The sequence below is a fragment of the Pseudomonas sp. TH21 genome (assembly GCF_016651025.1).
Taxonomy (GTDB): domain Bacteria; phylum Pseudomonadota; class Gammaproteobacteria; order Pseudomonadales; family Pseudomonadaceae; genus Aquipseudomonas; species Aquipseudomonas aylmerensis.
Genome location: NZ_JAEKEQ010000001.1, coordinates 4,038,305 through 4,055,250 on the forward strand (window position 1 = coordinate 4,038,305; position 16,946 = coordinate 4,055,250).

A 16,946-nucleotide genomic window follows, 5' to 3' on the forward strand; every position below is an offset into this window, starting at 1 on the left:
ATCACGCCTAAATGACTCGCAGAGATAACGGACATGTCCCTACGCACCCTGCTCACCGCCCTCCTCCTGGCTGCCAGCTGTTCGGCCATGGCCGACACCGAAGTCGTCAACCTCAGCAACCGCACCAGCGCCGACCTGCTGCCGGTGGCGCAGAATTTCATCGGCAAGGACGGCACCGTCAGCGCCTACGGCAACCAGCTTATTGTTAACGCCGACCCCGGCAAGATCCAGGACCTGCGCGCCCTGCTCGCGCAGCTGGACACGCCGGCCAAGCGCCTGCTGATCACGGTCGACAGCAATGAAAACAACCAGCAGAACAGCGGTGACAGCCAGACCCGCATCATCAGCTACGGCACTGCCAGCCGCGACGGTGGCATCCAGCAGATCCAGGCGAGCGAGGGTGTGCCCGCGCTGATCCAGGTCGGCCAGAGCGTCCCCCTGACCACCACCCAGCCGGATGCCTACGGCCGCCCGCAAAACCAGACCCAGTACCGCAATGTCACCCAGGGTTTCTATATCACCGCCAGCGTTACCGGCGAGACCGTGCACCTGGCGATCAGTACCAACCGTGACCGCATGAGCCAGGAACGTCCCGATGTAGTGAACGTGCAAAGCACCGACACAACCATCAGCGGTCGCCTTGGCGAATGGATTCCACTGGCCGGCATCAATCGCGAGACCCAGGCCGACAAATCCTCTACAACCCGCAGCTACTCTACTCAAGGCCGCGATGACCTGACTCTGCGGGTCAAGGTCGACACCCTGAACTGAAGCACCAAAAACTGACTGATGAGTCGTATTAGACTAAAGATGTAGTGCTTGAAAAAAAGCACTACAAAACATTTGACGATCCAAAAAAGCATGGGCATGATGGCCTCGCTCCCGCTAATCAGGGGCCCTGGCAAGGGCCTTCGGATCGCCGCTCTAAGCTACCCACCTGAGCCGATTCGTGTCTGTACCGCCCACAAGGTGTGTTTGACGAGGTTGCGACTGGAACGAAGTTGTCCCGAGGGACGGAAGCTAACCAGGTAACCCGGCAACACGCTGTTGGATCGTACAAAGGCCCACGACGCCCGAAGACCGTTCGCAGTTCGCCCTTACCTGCTCAACTCTCCCTTGAGCCCCATCGTTCATCCCGTCGCCTTCTCCGTCGAACCTGTCTTGAGCGCCTACGCTTCTGATCAGCGAGCAGCCCTGCCCACGCAATGAATGCATGGCTGGCAAACGGATACTTCAAACAAGACGCGACGAGGTTTTTCCCCATGGCACTGACACGCGAACAGCAAATTGCAGCCCTTGAAAAAGATTGGGCTGAAAACCCACGCTGGAAAGGCGTGACCCGCGCTTATTCCGCTGCTGACGTCGTCCGCCTGCGTGGCTCGGTTCAACCTGAGCACACCTTTGCAAAACTCGGCGCCGAGAAGCTGTGGAACCTGGTCACCCAGGGCGCCAAGCCGTCCTTCCGTCCCGACAAAGATTTCGTCAACTGCATGGGCGCCCTCACTGGCGGCCAGGCAGTCCAGCAGGTAAAAGCCGGTATCCAGGCGATCTACCTGTCCGGCTGGCAAGTGGCAGCGGACAACAACTCCGCTGAATCCATGTACCCCGACCAATCGCTGTACCCGGTGGACTCCGTGCCAACCGTGGTCAAGCGCATCAACAACTCTTTCCGCCGCGCCGACCAGATCCAGTGGAAAGCCGGTAAAGGTCCGGGCGACGAAGGCTACATCGACTACTTCGCACCGATCGTGGCTGACGCCGAAGCCGGTTTCGGTGGTGTGCTGAACGCCTACGAACTGATGAAGAGCATGATCGAGGCAGGCGCTGCCGGCGTGCACTTCGAAGACCAACTGGCCTCGGTGAAGAAATGCGGCCACATGGGCGGCAAGGTACTGGTTCCTACCCAGGAAGCTGTACAGAAGCTGACCGCTGCTCGCCTGGCTGCTGACGTTGCCGGTACCCCGACCATCATCCTGGCCCGTACCGACGCCAACGCCGCTGACCTGCTGACCTCGGACTGCGACCCGTACGACCAGCCGTTCGTGACAGGCGAACGCACCCAGGAAGGCTTCTACAAGGTGCGCGCCGGTCTCGACCAGGCCATCGCCCGTGGCCTGGCCTACGCGCCGTACGCCGACCTGATCTGGTGCGAAACCGCCAAGCCGGACCTGGACGAAGCGCGCCGCTTTGCCGAAGCGATCAAGAAGGAATACCCGGACCAACTGCTGTCCTACAACTGCTCGCCTTCCTTTAACTGGAAGAAGAACCTGGACGACGCGACCATCGCCAAGTTCCAGCGCGAACTGTCCGCCATGGGCTACAAGCACCAGTTCATTACCCTGGCCGGCATTCACAACATGTGGCACAGCATGTTCAACCTGGCGCACGACTACGCCCGCAACGACATGACTGCCTACGTGAAGCTGCAGGAGCAGGAATTCGCTGACGCCGCCAAGGGCTACACCTTCGTGGCGCACCAGCAGGAAGTGGGCACTGGCTACTTCGACGACATGACCACCGTGATCCAGGGCGGCACCTCGTCCGTGACCGCGCTGACCGGTTCGACCGAAGAAGAACAGTTCCACTAAGCACCGCGTACACGGCCACTGCGGCCCCAAGGAAGACCTAACCGCAGTGCCGCACAACAATCACGCCCCGACTGGTTCGGGGCGTTTTTTTATTTAAAGAACCCCAAAATCCAAGGTGGAACTGGCTAGAGGGAGCTGGGGATGAGGCCTAGGTCCCCGGGTGCATGGAGATCAAATGTGGGAGCTGGCTTGCCTGCGAAAGCGCTGGGTCAGTCGCCGAATGCACCAACTGACGGATCGCCTTCGCGGGCAAGCCCGCTCCCACAGGGGATTGGGGATGAGGCCTAGGCCCCCAGGTGTATGGAAATCCAATGTGGGAGCTGGGGATGAGGCCTAAGTCCCCGGGTGTATGGAGATCCAATGTGGGAGCTGGCTTGCCTGCGAAAGCGCTGGGTCAGTCACTGAATGCATCAACTGACGGATCGCCTTCGCGAGCAAGCCCGGCTCCCACAGGAATGCTGGCTACCTGGGGATTTTGCGCAAAACATTGATCCAGAGCGGTATTTACTCGACTCAAATCAGTTAAAAGATCCCCTCCACCAACTAGCGCCACTCCAGCAAGTAACGGCAACTTCCCCCGCCACATGAGAAACAATCGCTTAAACCCCACGCAAACAATATTCATTATCATTTAGCGCATGAAAACTTCGTTACAGGTTAAACAAAACATAATTGGTGAAAAGCCCGCTAATGCCCACACCGCAAGGGCTGCAGCCCCACAAAGGTGCACTATGTCCTTATTCCATCGAATAATTTCGCTATAGGAATTTTACTTGCCCGGTGTTTAGCCATAAAATCACCGCGATTGATTGCAGTGCGACATATCGTCACTGCATCGTTACTTTTTCGAGCTCAGAGACCTTTGCTCTCTGTTAAGGATTTCCAGCATGACCGAAGCGACAGGACTCATGGCCCACAACTGGGGCTTTGCCATTTTCCTCCTCGGTGTTGTCGGCCTGTGCGCCTTCATGCTCGGCGTCTCCAGCCTCCTCGGGTCAAAAGCCTGGGGCCGCAGCAAAAACGAACCGTTCGAGTCCGGCATGCTCCCTACAGGTGGCGCCCGCTTGCGGCTCTCAGCCAAATTCTATCTGGTCGCGATGCTCTTCGTGATCTTCGACATCGAAGCCCTCTTTCTCTTTGCCTGGTCTGTGTCCGTCCGCGAAAGCGGCTGGACCGGATTCGTCGAAGCCCTCGTTTTCATAGCAATTCTGTTGGCAGGCCTTGTCTACCTATTCCGAGTGGGCGCCCTTGACTGGGCTCCGGAAGCTCGTCGTAAGCGGCAAGCGAAGCTGAAACAATGAGGCTTTGGCGATGCAATACAATCTCACCAGGATCGACCCGGATGCTCCTAACGAGCAGTACCCCATCGGCGAACGGGAAACCGTTTCCGACCCGTTAGAAGACCAAGTCCACAAAAACATCTACATGGGCAAGCTGGAAGACGTGCTGAGTGGCGCGGTCAACTGGGGGCGTAAAAACTCCCTGTGGCCGTACAACTTCGGCCTTTCGTGCTGCTACGTGGAAATGACCACCGCCTTCACGGCGCCCCACGACATCGCGCGCTTTGGCGCCGAAGTTATCCGGGCATCGCCGCGCCAGGCGGATTTCATGGTTATCGCCGGAACCTGCTTCATCAAGATGGCGCCGATCATTCAGCGTCTCTACGAGCAAATGCTCGAGCCGAAGTGGGTTATCTCCATGGGTTCGTGCGCCAACTCCGGTGGCATGTACGACATCTACTCCGTGGTTCAGGGGTGGACAAGTTCCTGCCCGTGGACGTCTACGTGCCTGGCTGCCCGCCTCGCCCTGAAGCTTTCCTGCAAGGCTTGATGCTGTTGCAGGAGTCGATTGGCAAGGAGCGTCGCCCGCTTTCCTGGGTCGTCGGCGATCAAGGCGTGTACCGCGCCGAGATGCCTTCGCAAAAGGAACAGCGCCGCGAACAGCGAATCGCAGTCACCAACCTGCGCAGCCCCGACGAAGTCTGATCCAGCCCCGCTTCTTTTATAGAACGAAAACCTGGCTTCATTCTTTACGTTGACCGAAAGCGATAAAAAACCATGACTACAGGCAGTGCTCTGTACATCCCGCCTTATAAGGCAGACGACCAGGATGTGGTCGTCGAACTCAATAACCGTTTTGGCCCTGACGCCTTCACCGCCCAGGCCACACGCACCGGTATGCCGGTGCTGTGGGTGGCGCGTGCCAAGCTTGTCGAAGTCCTGACCTTCCTGCGCAACCTGCCCAAGCCGTACGTCATGCTCTATGACCTGCATGGCGTGGACGAGCGTCTGCGCACCAAGCGCCAGGGGCTGCCGAGCGGCGCCGACTTCACCGTGTTCTATCACCTGCTGTCGATCGAACGTAACAGCGACGTGATGATCAAGGTCGCCCTGTCCGAAAGCGACCTGAGCGTGCCGACCGTGACCGGTATCTGGCCGAACGCCAGCTGGTACGAGCGTGAAGTCTGGGACATGTTCGGGATCGACTTCCCGGGCCACCCGCACCTGACGCGCATCATGATGCCGCCGACCTGGGAAGGTCACCCGCTGCGCAAGAACTTCCCTGCGCGCGCCACCGAATTCGACCCGTTCAGCCTCAACCTCGCCAAGCAACAGCTTGAAGAAGAGGCTGCGCGTTTCCGTCCGGAAGACTGGGGCATGAAGCGCTCCGGCACCAACGAGGACTACATGTTCCTCAACCTGGGCCCGAACCACCCTTCGGCTCACGGTGCGTTCCGCATCATCCTGCAACTGGACGGCGAAGAAATCGTCGACTGCGTGCCGGACATCGGCTACCACCACCGTGGTGCCGAGAAGATGGCCGAGCGTCAGTCCTGGCACAGCTTCATCCCGTACACCGACCGTATCGACTACCTCGGCGGCGTGATGAACAACCTGCCGTACGTGCTCTCGGTCGAGAAGCTGGCCGGCATCAAGGTCCCGGACCGCGTCGACACCATCCGCATCATGATGGCCGAGTTCTTCCGGATCACCAGCCACCTGCTGTTCCTGGGTACCTATATCCAGGACGTCGGCGCCATGACCCCGGTGTTCTTCACCTTCACCGACCGGCAGCGCGCCTACAAGGTCATCGAAGCCATCACCGGCTTCCGCCTGCACCCGGCCTGGTACCGCATCGGCGGTGTCGCCCATGACCTGCCTAACGGCTGGGAACGCCTGGTCAAGGAATTCATCGACTGGATGCCCAAGCGTCTGGACGAGTACCAGAAAGCCGCGCTGGACAACAGCATCCTCAAGGGCCGCACCATCGGCGTCGCCCAGTACAACACCAAGGAAGCCCTGGAATGGGGCGTCACCGGTGCTGGCCTGCGTTCCACCGGCTGCGATTTCGACCTGCGTAAAGCGCGCCCGTACTCCGGCTACGAGAACTTCGAATTCGAAGTCCCGCTGGCGGCCAATGGCGATGCCTACGACCGTTGCATCGTGCGCGTCGAAGAAATGCGCCAGAGCCTGAAGATCATCGAGCAGTGCATGCGCAACATGCCGGCCGGCCCGTATAAGGCGGATCACCCGCTGACCACGCCGCCGCCGAAAGAGCGCACGCTGCAGCACATCGAAACCCTGATCACGCACTTCCTGCAAGTTTCGTGGGGCCCGGTGATGCCGGCCAACGAATCCTTCCAGATGATCGAAGCGACCAAGGGTATCAACAGTTATTACCTGACGAGCGATGGCGGCACCATGAGCTACCGCACCCGGATTCGTACCCCAAGCTTCGCGCACTTGCAGCAGATCCCTTCGGTGATCAAAGGCGAGATGGTCGCGGACTTGATTGCGTACCTGGGTAGTATCGATTTCGTTATGGCCGACGTGGACCGCTAAGCATGAACAGCACGCTTATCCAGACAGACCGTTTCACCCTCAGTGAAACCGAGCGCTCGGCCATCGAGCACGAGCTGCATCACTACGAAGACCCGCGCGCGGCGTCGATCGAAGCCTTGAAGATCGTCCAGAAGGAACGTGGCTGGGTGCCGGACGGCGCCCTCTACGCCATCGGCGAGATCCTCGGCATCCCGGCCAGTGATGTTGAAGGTGTGGCAACGTTCTACAGCCAGATCTTCCGCCAGCCCGTGGGCCGCCACATCATTCGCGTGTGCGACAGCATGGTCTGCTACATCGGTGGCCACGAGTCGGTGGTCAGCGAAATCCAGAACAAGCTGGGCATCGGCCTTGGCCAAACCACCCCGGACGGCCGCTTCACGCTGCTGCCGGTGTGCTGCCTGGGCAACTGCGACAAGGCGCCGGCGTTGATGATCGACGACGACACATTCGGTGACGTGCAGCCTGCTGGCGTGACCCAATTGCTCGAGGGCTACCCATGACCCTTACATCTTTCGGCCCGGCCAACCTGATCAAGCGTTCGCCTGAGACCCACCCACTGACCTGGCGCCTGCGTGACGATGCCGAGCCGGTATGGCTCGACGAGTACCAGGCCAAGAACGGCTACGCCGCTGCGCGCAAAGCCTTCGCCGACATGGCCCAGGACGATATCGTCCAGACCGTGAAAGACGCCGGCCTCAAAGGTCGCGGCGGTGCAGGCTTCCCCACGGGCGTGAAGTGGGGCCTGATGCCCAAGGACGAATCCATCAACATCCGCTACCTGCTGTGCAACGCGGATGAAATGGAGCCGAACACCTGGAAAGACCGCATGCTGATGGAGCAACTGCCCCATCTGCTGATCGAAGGCATGCTGATCAGCGCCCGCGCGCTGAAAACCTACCGCGGCTACATCTTCCTGCGTGGCGAATACACCACCGCCGCCAAGCACCTCAACCGTGCCGTGGCAGAAGCCAAGGCCGCAGGCCTGCTGGGCAAGAACATCCTCGGTTCGGGTTTTGACTTCGAACTGTTCGTGCACACCGGCGCCGGGCGTTACATCTGCGGTGAAGAAACCGCACTGATCAACTCCCTCGAAGGCCGCCGCGCCAACCCACGCTCCAAGCCGCCCTTCCCTGCCGCCGTGGGCGTGTGGGGCAAGCCGACCTGCGTGAACAACGTCGAGACCCTGTGCAACGTACCGGCGATCATCGCCGACGGCGTCGACTGGTACAAATCGTTGGCCCGCGAAGGCAGCGAAGACATGGGCACCAAGCTCATGGGCTTCTCCGGCAAGGTCAAGAACCCGGGCCTGTGGGAGCTGCCTTTCGGCGTGACCGCCCGCGAGCTGTTCGAGGACTACGCCGGCGGCATGCGCGATGGCTACACCTTGAAAGCCTGGCAGCCAGGCGGAGCCGGTACCGGCTTCCTGTTGCCCGAGCACCTCGACGCACAGATGTATGCCGGCGGCATTGGCAAGGTCGGCACCCGGATGGGTACCGGCCTGGCGATGGCGGTGGACAACACCGTGAACATGGTCTCGCTGCTGCGCAACATGGAGCAATTCTTTGCCCGTGAATCGTGCGGTTTCTGCACCCCATGCCGCGACGGTCTGCCGTGGAGCGTCAAGCTGCTGATGGCCCTGGAAAATGGCGAAGGCCGCGAGGGTGACATCGAGACCCTGCTGGGTCTGGTCGGTTTCCTCGGCCCAGGCAAGACCTTCTGTGCTCACGCACCGGGCGCCGTGGAGCCATTGGGCAGCGCAATCAAATACTTCCGCTCGGAGTTCGAAGCCGGCATCGCGCCTACCAGCGCCGCCGTCCCGCCTCTGGCGAGGCCGATCGTAGTCGGCGCGTAACGCTTAAAGAGCGAAGGGTCCGTGCCCTTCGCTTTCTCATGTGCTGACGCCGTCAAGGCTGTGTAGATGCACATGAATAACAAGATTCCATTAGCCACGCCCGCTGACAACGGGCCAACGAAGAACTTTGAACCATGGCCACTATCCACGTAGACGGCAAAGCGCTCGAAGTCGATGGGGCGGACAACCTGTTACAGGCGTGTCTGTCACTAGGCCTCGACATCCCTTATTTCTGCTGGCACCCCGCGCTTGGTAGCGTCGGTGCCTGTCGCCAGTGTGCGGTCAAGCAATACACCGACGAGAACGACACCCGTGGTCGTATCGTCATGTCCTGCATGACCCCAGCCACCGACAACACCTGGATTTCCATCGACGATGATGAATCCAAGGCGTTCCGCGCCAGCGTTGTCGAATGGCTGATGACCAACCACCCCCACGACTGCCCGGTCTGTGAGGAAGGCGGTCACTGCCACCTGCAAGACATGACGGTGATGACCGGCCACAACGAGCGTCGTTATCGCTTCACCAAGCGTACCCACCAGAACCAGGACCTCGGCCCGTTCATTTCCCACGAGATGAACCGCTGCATCGCCTGCTATCGCTGCGTGCGCTTCTATAAAGACTACGCCGGCGGCACCGACCTGGGCGTCTTCGGCGCCCACGACAACGTGTACTTCGGTCGCGTTGAAGACGGCGTGCTCGAAAGCGAGTTCTCCGGCAACCTCACCGAGGTCTGCCCGACCGGTGTGTTCACCGACAAGACTCACTCCGAGCGCTACAACCGTAAGTGGGACATGCAGTTCTCGCCGAGCATCTGCCATGGCTGCTCCAGCGGTTGCAACATCTCCCCGGGCGAGCGCTACGGCGAACTGCGTCGGATCGAAAACCGCTTCAACGGTTCGGTCAACCAGTACTTCCTGTGTGACCGTGGCCGCTTCGGCTATGGCTACGTCAACCGCGAAGACCGCCCACGCCAGCCATTGCTGGCCGATGGCGCCAAGCTGAGCCTGGACGCGGCGCTGGATAAAGCCGCCGACCTGCTGCGCGGGCGCAACATCGTCGGTATCGGTTCGCCACGCGCCAGCCTTGAAAGCAACTACGCGTTGCGCGAGCTGGTCGGTGCCGAGCACTTCTACTCCGGTATCGAAGCCGGTGAACTGGAGCGCATCCGCCTGGTGCTGCAAGTGCTGAACGACAGCCCGCTGCCCGTGCCGAACATGCGCGACATCGAAGACCACGACGCCATCTTCGTGCTCGGTGAAGACCTGACCCAGACCGCTGCCCGCATCGCCCTGTCGCTGCGACAGTCGGTCAAGGGCAAGGCTGAAGACATGGCCGAGGCCATGCGCGTACAGCCGTGGCTCGACGCCGCCGTGAAAAACATCGGCCAGCACGCGCTGAACCCGCTGTTTATCGCCAGCCTGGCTGAAACCAAGCTCGACGACATCGCCGAAGAATGCGTACACGCAGCCCCCGACGACCTGGCCCGCATCGGTTTCGCCGTGGCCCACGCCCTTGACGCCAGCGCGCCTGCCGTCGACGGCCTGGACACTGAAGCCGTCGAACTGGCCCAGCGCATCGCCGACGCCCTGCTCGCGGCCAAGCGCCCGTTGATCATTGCCGGGACCTCGCTGGGTTCCAAGGCGCTGATCGAGGCGGCTGCCAACATCGCCAAGGCCCTGAAGCTGCGCGACAAGAACGGTTCCATCAGCCTCGTCGTGCCGGAAGCCAACAGCCTTGGCCTGGCCATGCTCGGTGGCGAATCGCTGGACGCGGCGCTGCAAACCGTGATCGACGGCAACGCCGACGCCATCGTGGTGCTGGAAAACGACCTGTACACCCGCACCGATGCCGCCAAGGTTGATGCTGCGCTCGACGCCGCCAAGGTGCTGATCGTTGCCGACCACCAGAAGACCGCCACCAGCGAACGTGCCGACCTGGTCCTGCCAGCCGCCACCTTCGCCGAAGGCGACGGTACCCTGGTCAGCCAGGAAGGCCGCGCCCAGCGCTTCTTCCAGGTGTTCGATCCGAAGTACATGGACGCCAGCATCCTGGTTCACGAAGGCTGGCGCTGGCTGCATGCCCTGCGCGCGACCCTGCTGAACCAGCCGATCGACTGGACCCAGCTCGACCACGTCACCGCTGCTGCCGCCGCAAGCGCACCGCAGCTGGCACGTATCGTCGATGCTGCACCGTCCGCCTCGTTCCGCATCAAGGGCTTGAAACTGGCCCGCGAACCGCTGCGTTACTCCGGTCGTACCGCCATGCGCGCTGACATCAGCGTGCACGAGCCGCGTACCCCGCAAGACCCGGACACCGCGTTTGCCTTCTCCATGGAAGGTTACTCGGGTTCGGTCGAGCCGCGTCAGCAAGTGCCATTTGCCTGGTCGCCGGGCTGGAACTCGCCGCAGGCCTGGAACAAGTTCCAGGACGAAGTCGGTGGTCACATCCGTGCTGGCGACCCGGGCACCCGCCTGATCGAAAGCACAGGTGATTCGCTGAACTGGTTCGCCGCGGTACCGCGTCCGTTCAACCCGGCCCAGGGCACCTGGCAGGTTGTGCCGTTCTTCCACCTGTTCGGCAGTGAAGAAACCTCTTCCAAAGCCGCGCCGGTACAAGAACGCATTCCAGCCGCCTATGTGTCCGTGGCCAAGTCCGAAGCCGACCGCCTGGGCGTCAACGACGGCGCCCTGCTCAGCCTCAACGTGGCTGGCCAGACCCTGTGCCTGCCGCTGCGCATCAACGAAGAGTTGGGTGCCGGCCTGGTTGCACTGCCCAAGGGCTTCGCCGGTATTCCAGCGGCGATCTTTGGCAAAACCGTTGACGGTCTGCAGGAGGCAGCGCAATGACCTGGTTCACCCCTGAAGTGATCGACGTGATCATCGCGGTCGTCAAGGCCATCGTGATCCTGTTGGCCGTGGTCGTCGCGGGCGCCCTGCTCAGCTTCGTCGAACGTCGCCTGTTGGGCTGGTGGCAGGACCGTTATGGTCCGAACCGCGTTGGCCCGTTCGGTATGTTCCAGATCGCCGCCGACATGCTGAAAATGTTCTTCAAGGAAGACTGGACCCCGCCGTTTGCCGACAAGGTGATCTTCACCCTGGCACCCGTCGTGGCCATGAGCGCCTTGCTGATCGCCTTCGCGATCATCCCGATCACCCCGACCTGGGGCGTCGCGGACCTGAACATCGGCTTGCTGTTCTTCTTCGCCATGGCCGGCCTGTCGGTCTACGCGGTGCTGTTCGCCGGTTGGTCGAGCAACAACAAGTTCGCCCTGCTGGGCAGCTTGCGGGCCTCGGCCCAGACCGTCTCCTACGAAGTGTTCATGGGCCTCGCGCTGATGGGCATCGTGGTGCAGGTCGGCTCGTTCAACATGCGCGACATCGTCGAGTACCAGGCGCAGAACCTGTGGTTCATCATTCCGCAGTTCTTCGGCTTCTGTACCTTCTTCATCGCTGGTGTGGCCGTGACTCACCGTCACCCGTTCGACCAGCCGGAAGCGGAACAGGAACTGGCCGACGGTTACCACATTGAATACGCCGGCATGAAATGGGGCATGTTCTTCGTCGGTGAGTACATCGGCATCATCTTGATCTCGGCCCTGCTGGTCACGCTGTTCTTCGGCGGCTGGCACGGTCCGTTCGGCATCCTGCCGCAGTTGGCGTTCTTCTGGTTCTTCCTGAAGACCGCGTTCTTCATCATGTTGTTTATCCTGCTGCGCGCTTCCATTCCGCGTCCACGGTATGACCAGGTGATGGATTTCAGCTGGCGTTTCTGCCTGCCGCTGACCCTGATCAATTTGCTGGTGACGGCTGCCGTTGTGTTGTTGAACACGCCAGCCGGCGCGGTTCAGTGAGGATTTGACCCATGTTCAAATATATTGGCGACATCGTTAAGGGTACCGGTACCCAGTTGCGAAGCCTGGTGATGGTTTTCGGCCATGGCTTCCGCAAACGCGACACCCTGCAATACCCGGAAGAAGCGGTGTACCTGCCGCCGCGCTATCGCGGCCGCATCGTGCTGACCCGTGACCCCGATGGCGAGGAGCGTTGCGTAGCCTGCAACCTGTGCGCCGTGGCGTGCCCGGTGGGTTGCATCTCCCTGCAGAAAGCTGAAACCGAAGACGGTCGCTGGTACCCGGACTTCTTCCGCATCAACTTCTCGCGCTGCATTTTCTGCGGCCTCTGCGAGGAAGCTTGCCCGACCACCGCAATCCAGCTGACACCGGATTTCGAGATGGCCGAGTTCAAACGTCAGGACCTGGTGTACGAGAAAGAAGATCTGCTGATCTCTGGTCCCGGTAAAAACCCTGATTACAACTTCTATCGTGTTGCGGGTATGGCCGTTGCCGGTAAGCCGAAAGGCGCCGCACAAAACGAAGCCGAGCCGATCAACGTGAAGAGCTTGCTGCCTTAAGGAAGAAAGATGGAATTCGCTTTCTATTTCGCATCGGGTATTGCAGTGGTGTCCACGCTTCGCGTGATCACCAACACCAACCCCGTGCACGCCCTGCTCTACCTGATCATTTCGCTGATCGCCGTGGCCATGACCTTCTTCAGCCTCGGCGCACCGTTCGCCGGTGTACTGGAAGTGATTGCCTACGCCGGCGCCATCATGGTGCTGTTCGTGTTTGTGGTGATGATGCTCAACCTGGGGCCGGCCTCGGTCGCCCAGGAGCGCGTCTGGCTCAAGCCCGGCATCTGGCTCGGCCCGGTGATCCTGGCAGCCCTGCTGCTGGCTGAACTGCTGTATGTGCTGTTCGCTCACCAGAGCGGCCAGGCCATCGGCCACACCACCGTGGACGCGAAAGCCGTGGGCGTCAGCCTGTTCGGCCCGTACCTGCTGGTGGTCGAACTGGCTTCGATGCTGCTGCTCGCTGCAGCCATCACTGCCTTCCACTTGGGCCGCAACGAAGCCAAGGAGCAATGACGATGCCTGCTATCCCTTTGGAGCATGGTCTGGCGGTCGCCGGCATCCTGTTCTGCCTTGGCCTGGTCGGCCTGATGGTCCGCCGTAACATTCTGTTCGTGTTGATGAGCCTGGAAATCATGATGAACGCCGCTGCACTGGCATTCATCGTGGCAGGTGCACGTTGGGGCCAGCCGGATGGACAAGTGATGTTCATCCTGGTGATCAGCCTGGCAGCCGCCGAGGCCAGTATCGGCCTGGCGATCCTGCTGCAGCTGTATCGTCGCTTCCACACGCTTGATATCGACGCTGCCAGTGAGATGCGCGGATGAACATGATCTTTCTGACTTTCGTATTTCCCCTGATCGGTTTCCTGCTGCTGTCGTTCTCCCGTGGACGCTGGTCGGAAAACCTGTCTGCCCTGATCGGCGTGGGTTCCATTGGCCTGTCGGCGATTGTCGCCGCCTACGTCATCTGGCAATTCAACGTGGCACCGCCGGAAGGCGGCCACTACACCCTGGTGCTGTGGCAGTGGATGTCGGTGGAGGGCTTCAAGCCCAACTTCGCCCTCTACATCGACGGCCTGTCGATCACCATGCTCGGCGTGGTCGTCGGCGTGGGCTTCCTGATCCACCTGTTCGCGTCCTGGTACATGCGCGGTGAAGCCGGTTACTCGCGCTTCTTCTCGTACACCAACCTGTTTATCGCCAGCATGCTGTTCCTGGTGCTCGGCGATAACCTGTTGTTCCTGTACTTCGGCTGGGAAGGCGTGGGCCTGTGCTCGTACCTGTTGATCGGTTTCTACTACAGCAACCGCAACAACGGTAACGCGGCACTCAAGGCCTTTATCGTGACCCGGATCGGCGACGTGTTCATGGCCATCGGCCTGTTCATCCTGTTCCAACAAGTGGGCACGCTGAACATCCAGGAACTGCTGGTGCTGGCACCGCAGAAATTCCAGGTCGGCGACTTCTGGATCACCCTGGCGACCCTGATGCTGCTGGGCGGCGCCGTGGGTAAATCGGCGCAACTGCCGCTGCAAACCTGGCTGGCGGATGCCATGGCCGGTCCTACCCCGGTTTCCGCACTGATTCACGCGGCAACCATGGTGACCGCCGGTGTCTACCTGATCGCACGTACCCATGGCCTGTTCACCCTGGCGCCGGAAATCCTGCACCTGGTGGGCCTGGTCGGCGGCGTGACCCTGGTACTGGCCGGCTTCGCCGCGCTGGTGCAGACCGACATCAAGCGGATCCTCGCCTACTCGACCATGAGCCAGATCGGCTACATGTTCCTGGCCCTGGGCGTCGGCGCCTGGGACGCGGCGATCTTCCACCTGATGACCCACGCCTTCTTTAAAGCCCTGCTGTTCCTTGCTTCCGGTGCGGTGATCGTTGCCTGCCACCACGAGCAGAACATCTTCAAGATGGGCGGCCTGTGGAAGAAACTGCCACTGGCCTACGCCAGCTTCATCGTCGGTGGTGCCGCACTCGCTGCCCTGCCACTGGTGACCGCAGGTTTCTACTCGAAAGACGAAATCCTCTGGGAAGCCTTTGCCAGCGGTAACCAGAACCTGCTGTACGCAGGCCTGGTCGGTGCCTTCATGACCTCGCTGTACACCTTCCGCCTGATCTTCATCACCTTCCACGGTGAAGCCAAGACCGAAGCACACGCAGGCCACGGCATCTCCCACTGGTTGCCACTGTCGGTGCTGATCATCCTGTCGACCTTCATCGGCGCCATGATCACTCCGCCACTCGCCGGCGTCCTGCCGGAAAGCGCTGGCCATGCCGGCGGTGCTGCCAAGCACAGCCTGGAGATCGCCTCGGGCGCCATCGCCATCGCCGGTATCCTGCTGGCGGCCCTGCTGTTCCTCGGCAAGCGCCGCTTCGTCACGGCCGTTGCCAACAGTGGCATTGGCCGCTTCCTTTCGGCCTGGTGGTTCGCCGCCTGGGGCTTCGACTGGATCTACGACAAACTGTTCGTCAAGCCCTACCTCGCCATCAGCCATGTACTGCGCAAAGACCCGCTCGACCAGACCATCGGTTTGATCCCGCGCGCCGCCAAGGGTGGTCACACTGCCCTGAGCCGCAGCGAGACTGGCCAATTGCGTTGGTATGCAGCTTCCATGGCGGCTGGTGCCGTCCTGGTGATCGGCGCCATTGTTGTGGTAGCGGTCTGATATGAACTTTGCGAACTTGCGAAAGGAAACGAGCCCGTCATGATTCTGCCCTGGCTAATCCTGATCCCCTTTATCGGCGGCCTGCTCTGCTGGATGGGTGAACGCTTCGGCGCCACCCTCCCCCGCTGGATTGCGTTGCTGACCATGTCCCTGGAACTCGCTCTCGGCCTCTGGCTGTGGGCCCACGGCGACTATTCATTTGCTCCGGCGCCTGGCGCCGATCCGACCTGGGCGCTTGAGTTCAAGCACGTCTGGATCCAGCGCTTCGGCATCAACGTGCACCTGGCCCTCGACGGCCTGTCGCTGTTGATGATCCTGCTGACCGGCCTGCTGGGTATCCTCTCGGTACTCTGCTCCTGGAAAGAGATTCAGCGTCACGTGGGCTTCTTCCACCTGAACCTGATGTGGATCCTGGGCGGTGTGGTCGGCGTGTTCCTCGCCCTCGACCTGTTCATGTTCTTCTTCTTCTGGGAAATGATGCTGGTGCCGATGTACTTCCTCATCGCGCTCTGGGGTCACAGTTCTTCGGACGGCAAGAAAACCCGGATCTACGCGGCGACCAAGTTCTTCATCTTCACCCAGGCTTCCGGCCTGATCATGTTGGTGGCGATCCTGGGCCTGGTACTGGTCAACTTCAACAACACCGGCGTGATTACCTTCAACTACGCCGACCTGTTGAAAACCAAGATGTCGCTGACCACCGAGTACATCCTGATGCTGGGCTTCTTCATCGCTTTCGCGGTGAAGCTGCCGGTGGTGCCGTTCCACTCCTGGCTGCCGGATGCGCACGCCCAGGCGCCAACCGCAGGTTCTGTGGACTTGGCCGGTATCCTGCTGAAGACCGCTGCTTATGGCCTGCTGCGTTTCGCCCTGCCGCTGTTCCCGAATGCCTCGGCCGAGTTTGCGCCGATCGCCATGACCCTGGGTCTGATCGGGATCTTCTACGGTGCCTTCCTGGCCTTCGCACAAACCGACATCAAGCGCCTGATCGCCTTCTCGTCCGTTTCCCACATGGGCTTCGTACTGATCGGCATCTACTCCGGCAGCCAACTGGCGCTGCAAGGCGCGGTGATCCAGATGTTGGCCCACGGTGTTTCGGCGGCTGCCCTGTTTATCCTGAGTGGCCAGTTGTACGAGCGCCTGCACACCCGTGACATGCGGGAAATGGGTGGCGTGTGGTCGCGCATCGCGTACCTGCCGGCGATCAGCCTGTTCTTCGCCGCCGCGTCCCTGGGCTTGCCGGGTACCGGTAACTTCATCGGCGAGTTCCTGATCCTGATGGGGTCGTTCGTCCAGACGCCTTGGATCAGTGCCATCGCGACGTCCGGCCTGGTGTTCGGTTCGGTCTACTCGCTGATCATGATCCACCGCGCGTACTTCGGCCCGGCCAAGTCCGACACCGTCCTGCAAGGGATGGATGCTCGCGAACTGATCATGGTGCTCGGCCTTGCGGTATTGCTGATCTACATCGGCGTGTACCCGCAACCGTTCCTGGACACTTCTGCCGCAACGATGCATGGCGTGCAGCAGTGGTTCGGCACCGCCTTCTCTCAACTCGCTTCGGCCCGGTAAGAGCG

Annotated in this window: 13 protein-coding genes and 1 pseudogene; all 14 read left to right on the top strand. The window is 61.0% G+C overall.

What is annotated here, in order from left to right; all coding sequences use genetic code 11:
• Positions 1 to 33 precede the first annotated feature (33 nt).
• The 14 genes and pseudogenes from JFU04_RS17770 (at position 34) to nuoM (ending at position 16,941) form a co-directional block, all read left to right on the top strand.
• Positions 34 to 771 carry a secretin N-terminal domain-containing protein gene (locus tag JFU04_RS17770; RefSeq protein WP_201145172.1) on the top strand — a complete coding sequence of 246 codons (738 nt, stop codon included), beginning with the start codon at positions 34 to 36 and terminating at the stop codon, positions 769 to 771.
• 491 nt (positions 772 to 1,262) lie between these two features.
• Positions 1,263 to 2,588: an isocitrate lyase gene (gene aceA / locus JFU04_RS17775; protein WP_025858968.1), complete on the top strand. Its 1,326-nt coding sequence runs from the start codon at positions 1,263 to 1,265 to the stop codon at positions 2,586 to 2,588.
• Between the two features lie 887 nt (positions 2,589 to 3,475).
• Entirely contained in the window at positions 3,476 to 3,889 is a 414-nt protein-coding gene (locus tag JFU04_RS17780) for an NADH-quinone oxidoreductase subunit A (RefSeq protein WP_003219575.1), read from the top strand.
• 10 nt (positions 3,890 to 3,899) lie between these two features.
• Positions 3,900 to 4,573, top strand: a pseudogene (locus tag JFU04_RS17785) (NuoB/complex I 20 kDa subunit family protein).
• A 72-nt stretch (positions 4,574 to 4,645) separates the two neighbouring features.
• Entirely contained in the window at positions 4,646 to 6,430 is a 1,785-nt protein-coding gene (nuoC, locus tag JFU04_RS17790) for an NADH-quinone oxidoreductase subunit C/D (RefSeq protein WP_201145173.1), read from the top strand.
• Between the two features lie 2 nt (positions 6,431 to 6,432).
• Complete coding sequence (gene nuoE / locus JFU04_RS17795) at positions 6,433 to 6,930, top strand: NADH-quinone oxidoreductase subunit NuoE (protein WP_003174721.1); 498 nt, start codon at positions 6,433 to 6,435, stop codon at positions 6,928 to 6,930.
• The gene (nuoF, locus tag JFU04_RS17800) at positions 6,927 to 8,282 is read left to right on the top strand and encodes an NADH-quinone oxidoreductase subunit NuoF (RefSeq protein WP_099587018.1); all 1,356 of its coding nucleotides are present in this window, start codon (positions 6,927 to 6,929) and stop codon (positions 8,280 to 8,282) included. The genes nuoE and nuoF overlap by 4 nt, the downstream gene beginning before the upstream one ends.
• A 134-nt stretch (positions 8,283 to 8,416) precedes the next feature.
• Entirely contained in the window at positions 8,417 to 11,131 is a 2,715-nt protein-coding gene (gene nuoG / locus JFU04_RS17805) for an NADH-quinone oxidoreductase subunit NuoG (RefSeq protein ID WP_201145175.1), read from the top strand.
• A complete protein-coding gene (nuoH, locus tag JFU04_RS17810) occupies positions 11,128 to 12,135 on the top strand; it encodes an NADH-quinone oxidoreductase subunit NuoH (protein ID WP_003219563.1) in 1,008 nt (335 codons plus the stop codon). The genes nuoG and nuoH overlap by 4 nt, the downstream gene beginning before the upstream one ends.
• Before the next feature lie 11 nt (positions 12,136 to 12,146).
• Positions 12,147 to 12,695 carry an NADH-quinone oxidoreductase subunit NuoI gene (nuoI, locus tag JFU04_RS17815; RefSeq protein WP_003174725.1) on the top strand — a complete coding sequence of 183 codons (549 nt, stop codon included), beginning with the start codon at positions 12,147 to 12,149 and terminating at the stop codon, positions 12,693 to 12,695.
• Positions 12,696 to 12,704: 9 nt separating this feature from the next.
• Positions 12,705 to 13,208 (top strand): NADH-quinone oxidoreductase subunit J, encoded by a 504-nt coding sequence (nuoJ, locus tag JFU04_RS17820; RefSeq protein ID WP_065907526.1) that lies wholly within the window; start codon positions 12,705 to 12,707, stop codon positions 13,206 to 13,208.
• Positions 13,209 to 13,210: 2 nt separating this feature from the next.
• Positions 13,211 to 13,519, top strand: a complete 309-nt coding sequence (gene nuoK / locus JFU04_RS17825; protein ID WP_003174727.1) for an NADH-quinone oxidoreductase subunit NuoK — start codon at positions 13,211 to 13,213, stop codon at positions 13,517 to 13,519.
• On the top strand, positions 13,516 to 15,369 hold the full coding sequence (gene nuoL, locus JFU04_RS17830) for an NADH-quinone oxidoreductase subunit L (RefSeq protein ID WP_065907528.1): 1,854 nt from the start codon (positions 13,516 to 13,518) through the stop codon (positions 15,367 to 15,369). The genes nuoK and nuoL overlap by 4 nt, the downstream gene beginning before the upstream one ends.
• A 39-nt stretch (positions 15,370 to 15,408) precedes the next feature.
• Entirely contained in the window at positions 15,409 to 16,941 is a 1,533-nt protein-coding gene (nuoM, locus tag JFU04_RS17835; protein WP_065907529.1) for an NADH-quinone oxidoreductase subunit M, read from the top strand.
• The last annotated feature ends 5 nt before the right edge of the window (positions 16,942 to 16,946 follow it).

Bases quoted from the DNA above. Each gene is read 5' to 3' on its own strand.
- JFU04_RS17770 (WP_201145172.1), top strand. From the start codon at position 34: ATGTCCCTACGCACCCTGCTCACCGCCCTCCTCCTGGCTGCCAGCTGT.
- aceA (WP_025858968.1), top strand. From the start codon at position 1,263: ATGGCACTGACACGCGAACAGCAAATTGCAGCCCTTGAAAAAGATTGG.
- JFU04_RS17780 (WP_003219575.1), top strand. From the start codon at position 3,476: ATGACCGAAGCGACAGGACTCATGGCCCACAACTGGGGCTTTGCCATT.
- nuoC (WP_201145173.1), top strand. From the start codon at position 4,646: ATGACTACAGGCAGTGCTCTGTACATCCCGCCTTATAAGGCAGACGAC.
- nuoE (WP_003174721.1), top strand. From the start codon at position 6,433: ATGAACAGCACGCTTATCCAGACAGACCGTTTCACCCTCAGTGAAACC.
- nuoF (WP_099587018.1), top strand. From the start codon at position 6,927: ATGACCCTTACATCTTTCGGCCCGGCCAACCTGATCAAGCGTTCGCCT.
- nuoG (WP_201145175.1), top strand. From the start codon at position 8,417: ATGGCCACTATCCACGTAGACGGCAAAGCGCTCGAAGTCGATGGGGCG.
- nuoH (WP_003219563.1), top strand. From the start codon at position 11,128: ATGACCTGGTTCACCCCTGAAGTGATCGACGTGATCATCGCGGTCGTC.
- nuoI (WP_003174725.1), top strand. From the start codon at position 12,147: ATGTTCAAATATATTGGCGACATCGTTAAGGGTACCGGTACCCAGTTG.
- nuoJ (WP_065907526.1), top strand. From the start codon at position 12,705: ATGGAATTCGCTTTCTATTTCGCATCGGGTATTGCAGTGGTGTCCACG.
- nuoK (WP_003174727.1), top strand. From the start codon at position 13,211: ATGCCTGCTATCCCTTTGGAGCATGGTCTGGCGGTCGCCGGCATCCTG.
- nuoL (WP_065907528.1), top strand. From the start codon at position 13,516: ATGAACATGATCTTTCTGACTTTCGTATTTCCCCTGATCGGTTTCCTG.
- nuoM (WP_065907529.1), top strand. From the start codon at position 15,409: ATGATTCTGCCCTGGCTAATCCTGATCCCCTTTATCGGCGGCCTGCTC.